Below are 1,693 nucleotides of genomic sequence, written 5' to 3'. Positions count from 1 at the left end.
CGATCCATTAACCCCGGTGTTGCAATTGGTTCTTGAGACCGCCCAGCCATAAGCGACTGTGCCGTTTCATGATCCATTTTTAAGCTATTTTCCTGTAAGAATCATCGGGAACTTGTTTGCTTCAATGACCGCTCCTGGCCGAACGCAGACCGTTGGCACTGCTCAGTGTACCTGAGGTGCTGCCTGATGAGCAACCACGGGGTTTTGTTAGGCGCTCTAAGGTACGATTAGGATCGAACTACAATTGGTCATCGGTAAAAAACAAAAGCGAGTTGTAGCAAAGCTTACGGTCCAGAATGCCCATTGAAACGCCAGTGGAATTAGTAAGCAATAAATCAGAAGAAACTCTGAGTCGGACTGATCGCAACCGTCTCCGTCTCGTACACATGGTGGTGCATTTATTGCGCTACTTATCATTAAAGGTATAAGGATCAACGTAGGCAATGGAAGTGGGAGGCGACCATTTGCAATGCCGAACGAAAAAAAGACCGTAAAAACGGTACTGCTCCAAATGATTGATTTAGTTCGAAGGTAAATAAGGCGTGCAAACACTATCGCGAAAGCGAGCAATATGATGGGAGAATATAAAATTAAATCAAGCATGGCGTCGGAGTTTTCTAGGTGGCTGTGATACCGTCATTTCTTAAGACGCCGACGGATAAGAATCATGTGGGCGTATATGTCGCTTAGGCTTTATGCGTGGTTCTAATAAAAAATTGCCAAATATGAGACGACTTAAGGGTATCGTTATTGAACAGTTGAGCACCTAACATAGCGTCCGCCAAGACCCAGGCTGTGTAAAAACTTAAAATCTTGAAGTTTTTCTGGTTAGGGTGCCCCCTCCGGACCTCAAGAAAATCGCGTAGCGGCCGTTCTGAGAGGTCGATTTTTTATTTGGGATTTTTTCTCGCGTTTTTACACAGCTTGGACTGTTCGCCGCCGTTCAGTGTAGGGCAGCTTCCGACCCAAAGCAGTCATCCTCTTATGCAAGTGTCCACGAACCAGTCTGGTTGCTTTAGCGCGCCTAACAAAACCTTAAGGGCAAAGCGCTGCGTCTAAAACCGTAGGCCTGTACGGCGAGGCGCTGCAACAATGCCACAGGCCTAATGCCAGCGGGACTTGTAGTTATCGAAGTAGGTACATGCAATTTCCCAAGGATCGAGGCAGTTTTCTGAAGACGGGGTGTCCAAGCCTTTGGTATCTTCAGCTGAGCAAAACAAGCTGCTATTGACGACCAATGCAGAAAAAACTGGCATGTCTCGTGGATCCTTATACTTATCTCTGTCAAACCAACTTGCTGAATATGCTGTCGAGTAGAAGAGCTCTGACTCGCGTGTAGAGCTACTGGCCCCATAATATTCAAGATAGCACATGGACATCTTACCTCCGATATATTCATCTTTGATGATATGAGGATGCTCACTGAGCCCACGGAATGTGGTCTTCCCCAAATAATGTGGCCCTTCTGTCGGGTGCACGATTTCAAAAGCAAAATCCGGCGGATCAGTCATCTTTATTGCGTATGCGGTAAGCGCTCCGCCCTCGTAAAATAGGGTCAACTCACCACAGCAACTTTCGTAGTAATCAACATGGAATTCTAGCTTAGCATAGTCTTTGCCCATCGACTCCGAGGGCGGCCCAGCAATATTTGGCGGTCTCAAGAACCAATTGCAACACCGGGGTTAATGGATCG

At 46.9% G+C, this 1,693-nt stretch carries 1 protein-coding gene; it reads right to left on the bottom strand.

All coding sequences use genetic code 11. The annotated features are described in order from the left end of the window. Positions 1-1,103: 1,103 nt before the first annotated feature. A complete protein-coding gene (locus QWL29_RS26460; protein WP_305825837.1) occupies positions 1,104-1,622 on the bottom strand; it encodes a hypothetical protein in 519 nt (172 codons plus the stop codon). Between the last annotated feature and the right edge of the window lie 71 nt (positions 1,623-1,693).

The organism is Massilia brevitalea (assembly GCF_030711405.1).
Taxonomy (GTDB): domain Bacteria; phylum Pseudomonadota; class Gammaproteobacteria; order Burkholderiales; family Burkholderiaceae_D; genus Telluria; species Telluria brevitalea.
Note: the sequence above shows the minus strand (reverse complement) of the source record. Positions and strands in the feature narration are given on the sequence as shown.

What these genes read in the sequence shown, in the direction of transcription:
- QWL29_RS26460 (WP_305825837.1), bottom strand. Translation starts at nt 1,622, where the DNA reads ATGGGCAAAGACTATGCTAAGCTAGAATTCCATGTTGATTACTACGAA.